This window comes from Actinotalea ferrariae (assembly GCF_019733465.1).
GTDB classification, from domain to species: Bacteria; Actinomycetota; Actinomycetes; order Actinomycetales; family Cellulomonadaceae; genus Actinotalea; species Actinotalea ferrariae_A.
The window spans coordinates 1-5,994 of sequence record NZ_JACVQL010000200.1 but is presented as its reverse complement, the minus strand read 5'-3'; the positions used below and the strand labels follow the sequence as shown (position 1 = coordinate 5,994).

Here is a 5,994-nt window from a genome sequence, read left to right as displayed (position 1 = left end):
AGCCGCCGCTCGGCCGGCCGCCGCACGCGGGCCCCTGGCGCGCCGGCAGCCCGGACGGCGGGCTCGGCGTCGTCGTCGACCCGAACCCGTTCGGCGTGAGCGCGCTGCGCGTGTTCGTGGGGGACCGGCACACGTTCCTCACGGTCGCGACGGACGGGAGCGCGCGGGCGCCGCGGACGTTCCTCGACCGTCCGGCCCACGCCCCGGGCGGCGGCGCCACCGTGGCCGGTGCGTACGGGACCTGGCAGATCGACGCGGTGCCGATGCTCTGGGACCTCCCGGGGCGCCCGGCGCGGGGGACCGAGCGACCCGAGCCGGTCGCGTGCGCGGCGTCCGTGGACGACCACGGCGCCCTGCGGCTCACCGTCCGCCTGCTCGAGACGCCGTTCGTCGCCGACGTCCGCCTGACGCACGACGGCGAGGACCTCACGATCGCGGGCGAGGTCAACGTCGCCTTCGGCGCGACCACGGCGCCGCCTCTGCGCGGCTGGGTCCGCGAGGGCGTGCTGGTGGAGGCGGACCGTCAGGGCAGCGGCCGGCCGGCCGAGGAGCGGGCGGCGGACGGCGCCTGACGTCTGCCGTCGTCAGTCGGGGACCGCTGCCGCCGTCGGCGCCGTGCGCCCCTCGCGGCGGGCGGCCACCAGGTCGCGGACGCGGACGACGACGGCCGAGCCGAGCGTGACGACGGACGCGCAGGCCGCCGCGGCGGCTACCGGGATGTCGCGCGGCTCGTCCGTGGTCCGGGCGATCGCCACCCAGGCGAGCCCCCAGGCGAGCGCGAGCGCGAAGGCCAGGCGGCCGCCCGTCTGCAGCGCGAACGCGAGGCCGATGAGCGCGGCAGTGATGAGCAGGACGACGGACCACAGCGTGGGGCCGAGGCCGAGGGGGCCGACGTCGGACGCCGCGAGGGCCGCCGCCGTGTTGGCGATCGTCGCGATCGTCACCCAGCCGAGGTAGAGGCCGAAGGTGCCGTCGACCACGAGCGCCTCGAGCAGCGAGCGGCGCGGGACGGCGATGCAGATCCGCAGGACGAGCACGAGCACCACGAGCAGCGCCACGATGACGGCGACGCTCAGCCACAGCACGCCGAGCTGCACGACGCCGATCCACGCCGCGTTGAGCAGCATCGAGGCGGCGGCGAGCCAGCCCATGCGGCGCTGGCGGGCGTCCTCGCGCTGCGCGGGCAGGGCCTGCCACACCGCGTACGCCAGCAGCCCCGTGTAGATGACGGACCAGATCGAGAAGGCGGGGGAGCCGGGCGCGACGGGTGTGGCCGAGGCCGAGAGCGCGCCGTCGGCCGCCTCCGCGATCGGCGTGCCGCCCAGGGCGCCCGAGCCGAGGAAGGCCCCGGCCGTCGCGACGAGCGCGAGCACGAGGACCCCTGCCTGGCGAACCACGTCGGAGCGCTGCATGCACCGAGCGTGGCAGCGGGCGCGGCTCCCGTCACCTGGTGGGCCCGGCGCGCCAGGCGCGGCCGGGTGCGCCGGCCACGCCCAGGGGTACCGCCGGCGGCCCGTCGGACGCCAGACTCTGCGCCATGAGAGTGCTGACGCTCGGTGCGACGGGGTTCCTCAGCGGCGCGGTCGTGCGGGAGGCGGCCGCACGCGGGCACGAGGTCGTCGGCCTCAGCCGCACCCCGGGGGACCTGCCCGCGGGTGTGCGCGCGGTCCACGCCGACCGGGACGACGTCGACTCGCTGCGCACCGCGCTCGTCGACGTGCCGCGGCCGGACGCCGTCGTCGACACGTGCGGGTACAGCGTCGCGGGCGCGCTCGCGGCGGCCGAGGTGCTCGGGGACGTGCCGGCGTACGCGTACGTCAGCAGCGTGAGCGCGTACCGCGACTGGCCGCCCGGGCCGGTCCGGGACGAGTCGGACCCCACCTTCGGGCCCGACGCCGACGTCGGCGAGTACGGGCCCATGAAGGCGGAGAGCGAGCGCGTCCTGCGGGCGGCCCTCGACGACCGCGTGCTGCTCGCGCGGGCCGGCCTCATCATCGGCCCGGGCGACCGGACCCGGCGGCTGACGTCGTGGATCCACCGGTTCGCCACCGAGGAGCGCGTCGCGGTCCCGGAGCACGACGTCCCGGTCGCGTTCGTCGACGTGCGCGACCTCGCGGGCTGGCTGCTCGACATGGTCGAGCGCGGCGTCGGCGGGCCGGTAACGGCGACTGGCCCGGCCGGCATGACGACGTTCCACGGGATGCTCGAGGCGTGCCGCGCCGCGGTCGCGGCCGAGGGCGGCGACCCGGCCGAGGCGGTGCCGGTGCCGGAGGCGGCGCTGCTCGAGGCGGGCGTCGAGCCGTGGCGTGACCTGCCCTTCTGGCTGCCCGACGACGTCGCGCGCACCGCGTGGGACGTCGCGACCGGACGTGCGCGCGAGCTCGGGCTGCCGTCGCGACCCGTCGAGGAGTCGGTCGCCGATGCCTGGCGCTGGGTGCTCCGGACGGGCTTCGAGCACCCTCCGCTCGACGAGCGGCTCCATCCGGAACGCCTGTTGACGCGATCATGAACGGCCCCTGACCAGCGATTTCACCCGTCCGAACCGGATCTGTTCATCCGTCCGGCCGCCGTCGGGAGATCCTCGCACCTGCTAGTTTTCCGATCATCCCGGGCCCGTGCCGTCCTGCTCGCTCCCCCACCCCCCAGCGGGGACGGCCCGACACCGGTCCCCCGACCCCCCACGGACCGAGAGCTGTTGACATGAGCCGTCCCCCCGCACGCCGTCGCGCCGGCGTGGCTGCCGTCGTCGTCGCCGCCCTGACCGCGCTGACCGCCTGCTCGCTGCCGGGCGCCGGCGGACCGTCCCCGGAGGCGAGCGCGTCCGCCGAGCCGCAGCCCGGCGTGAGCGACGACGTCGTCCTCGTCGGCAGCCACCACCCGCTCACCGGGCCCGCGGCCGAGGGCTACGCGACCATCGCCACCGCCACGAGCGCCTACTTCGCGCACATCAACGCGAACGGCGGGATCAACGGCCGGCAGATCCGCTACATCGTCATGGACGACGGCTACAACCCGGGCACGACGCCGACGGTCGCCGTCGAGCTGGTCGAGAACCAGCAGGTCTTCGCGATGCTCAACGGCCTGGGCACCGCGACGCACGGGTCGATCCTCGAGTACCTGCACCTCGAGGAGGTGCCCGACCTGTTCGTCGCGTCCGGGAGCTCGATGTTCAACCAGCCCGAGGCGTACCCGAACACGTTCGGCTACAACATCGACTACGCCGTCGAGGCGAAGATCCTCGCGACGCATGGCGAGCAGACCTACCCCGGCGCGACGAGCTGCTTCCTCGGCCAGGGCGACGACCTCGGCCAGGGCTTCCGCACCGGCCTGGTCCAGGTCCTCGGCGAGGGCGCTCTCGCGACCGAGCAGACGTACTCCGTCGCGACCCAGGACCTCACGGCGCAGGTCGCCGCCCTCAAGGCGACCGGGTGCGAGGTCGTCTACCTCGCCGCGATCAACGCGTTCAGTGCCATCACCGTGGGCACCGCGGCGCAGATGGGCTACTTCCCGCAGTGGATCGTGAGCAGCACGGGCGGTGACTACCGGACCGTCTCGTCCTACCTCGGCGAGACCGGTCCGATGCTCCTCGAGGGCTACACCAGCGCCAACTACCTGCCGCCGCACGACACCGTCGGCGACGAGTGGACCGCGCTGTTCCGCCAGGTCCACGCCGAGTACATGCCCGAGATGCCGTTCGACGGCATGGTCGTCTACGGCATGTCCGTCGCCTACCTGTTCGCCGAGGCGCTCGCGGCCGCGGGCGCGGACCCGACGCGCGAGAGCCTCCTGGCGGCCGTCCGCAGCGGCGAGCTGCTCGGCAACGGGCGCGTCCCGCTCTCCCTCGGCGACTCCAACGTCGCCTACAGCGGCGCCCAGGTGAACGTCGTGAGGGGCGGGGAGCAGGTCTACGTCGGCACCCCGTTCCTGACCGACAACACGACCGGTCCGGTGGTGCCGTACGACGGCGGTCCGGTGCCGCTCACCGACGGCGGCGTGCCCGGCAGCGCCGGCTGAGCCGGCTCCCTCCCGGGCGGTGTGCGGCGCGTCAGACGGCTCCCGGGAAGCCGAGCTGGCGCCAGGCCTCGTACGCGGCGACGGCGGCCGAGTTCGAGAGGTTGAGCGAGCGCCGGCTGGGAAGCATGGGGATCCGTAGCTGGGCGGTCACCCGCGGGTGCGCGAGGACGTCGTCGGGCAGGCCGGTGGGCTCGGGGCCGAAGAGCAGGACGTCGTCGTCCCGGTACTCGACGTCGGTGAAGCGCCGGGTGGCGTGCGTCGTGAAGGCGAGCACGCGGCTCGTCGGCAGGGCGTCGAGCGCGGTCTCGAGGTCCGGGTGCACGACGACGTGCGCGAGGTCGTGGTAGTCGAGGCCGGCGCGGCGCAGCTTGGGCTCGGAGAGGTCGAAGCCGAGCGGCTCGACGAGGTGCAGGGCGGCGCCGGTCGCGGCCGAGGTCCGGATCGCGCTGCCCGTGTTCCCCGCGATCCGGGGCTCGTAGAACATGACGTGGAGCACCGGGGCAGTCTGGCAGGCGACGCGGTGGGGTCGCGCAGCGGTGCGGCGGCGGCCCCCGTGCGGACGACCGCGGCCCCCGTGCGGACCGGCCGCGTGGTTGTCGGTGGCCGCCGCTAGCGTGACCTCATGACCGCACCCCACCGCGCCGCCGACGACCGCTACGACACGATGACGTACCGCCGCACCGGGCGCAGCGGCCTCGACCTGCCCGCCCTCTCGCTCGGGCTGTGGCACAACTTCGGGCACACCAAGACCTTCGAGAGCCAGCGCGCCATCCTGCTGCGCGCGTTCGACCTGGGCGTCACGCACATCGACCTGGCGAACAACTACGGCCCGCCGCCGGGCGCCGCCGAGGAGGCGTTCGGCCAGGTGCTCGCGCGTGACCTGCGGCCGTACCGCGACGAGCTCGTCATCTCGAGCAAGGCGGGCTACGACATGTGGCCGGGCCCGTACGGCGACGGCGGCTCGCGCAAGTACCTGCTCTCGTCGCTCGACCAGTCCCTCGCGCGGATGGGGCTGCCGTACGTCGACATCTTCTACTCGCACCGGTTCGACCCGTCGACGCCGCTCGAGGAGACGATGGGCGCGCTGCACACCGCGGTGACCAGCGGCAGGGCGCTCTACGCCGGCGTCTCGAACTACTCGCCGTCGCAGACGCGCGAGGCCGCGCGGATCCTCGGCGAGCTCGGGACGCCGCTGCTCATCCACCAGCCCTCGTACTCGATGTTCAACCGGCACGTCGAGATGGTGGCGGAGGGGGAGTCCGAGACCCTCCTCGACGTCGTGGGCGAGCTCGGCGTCGGGACGATCGTCTTCTCGCCGCTCGCGCAGGGCCTGCTGACCGACCGGTACCTCTCGGGCGAGGTCCCCGAGGACTCCCGCGCCGCGGTCGGGCACTTCCTCAAGCCCGAGCGCATCTCCGAGACGTACCTCGCCCGGGCCCGCGCGTTGAACGGCATCGCGGCAGCGCGTGGGCAGAGCCTCGCGCAGCTGGCGCTGTCGTGGGTGCTGCGCGACCAGCGCGTGACCTCCGCGCTCATCGGCGCGAGCAGCGTGGCGCAGCTCGAGGACAACGTGGCCTCCCTGCAGGCGCCCGCGCTGACCGACGACGAGATCGCGGCCATCGAGGAGCACGCGGTCGACGGCACGGCCCGCTGAGCGTGGGGTCGTCGGAGGAGCGCTCCGGCGCGGCGGAGCAAGGCATGGCGGAGCGGGGCGCGGTGGATCGGTACGTGGCGGAGCGGGGCGTGACGGAGCGGGGCACGGTGGAGGCTGACGTCCGGCACGGGATCACGACGACGGCCGAGGGGCCGGTGGCGTGGGCGCTGTACGGCGAGCTGCGGGGCGACCGCGTGCCGGTCGTGGCGCTCCACGGCGTCACCGACTCCGGCGCGTGCTGGGAGCCGGTGCTCGCCGGCTGGGCCGCGGAGCGCGCCGTGCTCACCGTGGACGCGCGCGGGCACGGCGGGACGCCGCTGCCGGCC

7 protein-coding genes are annotated in these 5,994 nt (G+C 74.9%); 5 read left to right on the top strand and 2 right to left on the bottom strand.

From position 1 onward, the window contains the following. Positions 1-572 (top strand): hypothetical protein (locus ICW40_RS15320; protein WP_374199167.1); only part of this gene is annotated, 572 nt, incomplete at its 5' end. A gap of 12 nt (positions 573-584) precedes the next feature. Here the strand turns inward: ICW40_RS15320 and ICW40_RS15315 are convergent. Beyond that, on the bottom strand, positions 585-1,412 hold the full coding sequence (locus ICW40_RS15315; protein ID WP_221654882.1) for a tryptophan-rich sensory protein: 828 nt from the start codon (positions 1,410-1,412) through the stop codon (positions 585-587). A 125-nt stretch (positions 1,413-1,537) separates the two neighbouring features. On the opposite strand from ICW40_RS15315, the gene ICW40_RS15310 reads away from it, so the two are divergent. Further along, on the top strand, positions 1,538-2,509 hold the full coding sequence (locus tag ICW40_RS15310) for an NAD-dependent epimerase/dehydratase family protein (protein WP_221654881.1): 972 nt from the start codon (positions 1,538-1,540) through the stop codon (positions 2,507-2,509). 191 nt (positions 2,510-2,700) lie between these two features. Then, on the top strand, positions 2,701-4,014 hold the full coding sequence (locus ICW40_RS15305) for an ABC transporter substrate-binding protein (protein WP_221654880.1): 1,314 nt from the start codon (positions 2,701-2,703) through the stop codon (positions 4,012-4,014). 31 nt (positions 4,015-4,045) lie between these two features. Here ICW40_RS15305 and ICW40_RS15300 read toward each other — a convergent pair whose 3' ends face one another. Then, positions 4,046-4,498, bottom strand: a complete 453-nt coding sequence (locus ICW40_RS15300; protein WP_221654883.1) for a tRNA (cytidine(34)-2'-O)-methyltransferase — start codon at positions 4,496-4,498, stop codon at positions 4,046-4,048. A 138-nt stretch (positions 4,499-4,636) separates the two neighbouring features. On the opposite strand from ICW40_RS15300, the gene mgrA reads away from it, so the two are divergent. After that, positions 4,637-5,668, top strand: a complete 1,032-nt coding sequence (gene mgrA, locus ICW40_RS15295) for an L-glyceraldehyde 3-phosphate reductase (protein ID WP_221654879.1) — start codon at positions 4,637-4,639, stop codon at positions 5,666-5,668. A gap of 44 nt (positions 5,669-5,712) precedes the next feature. Then, a partial coding sequence (locus ICW40_RS15290; RefSeq protein ID WP_374199166.1) for an alpha/beta fold hydrolase occupies positions 5,713-5,994 on the top strand: 282 nt, incomplete at its 3' end.

Excerpts from the sequence above, each read along its gene's own strand:
- ICW40_RS15315 (WP_221654882.1), bottom strand. The coding sequence starts at position 1,412 with ATGCAGCGCTCCGACGTGGTTCGCCAGGCAGGGGTCCTCGTGCTCGCG.
- ICW40_RS15310 (WP_221654881.1), top strand. The coding sequence starts at position 1,538 with ATGAGAGTGCTGACGCTCGGTGCGACGGGGTTCCTCAGCGGCGCGGTC.
- ICW40_RS15305 (WP_221654880.1), top strand. The coding sequence starts at position 2,701 with ATGAGCCGTCCCCCCGCACGCCGTCGCGCCGGCGTGGCTGCCGTCGTC.
- ICW40_RS15300 (WP_221654883.1), bottom strand. The coding sequence starts at position 4,498 with ATGTTCTACGAGCCCCGGATCGCGGGGAACACGGGCAGCGCGATCCGG.
- mgrA (WP_221654879.1), top strand. The coding sequence starts at position 4,637 with ATGACCGCACCCCACCGCGCCGCCGACGACCGCTACGACACGATGACG.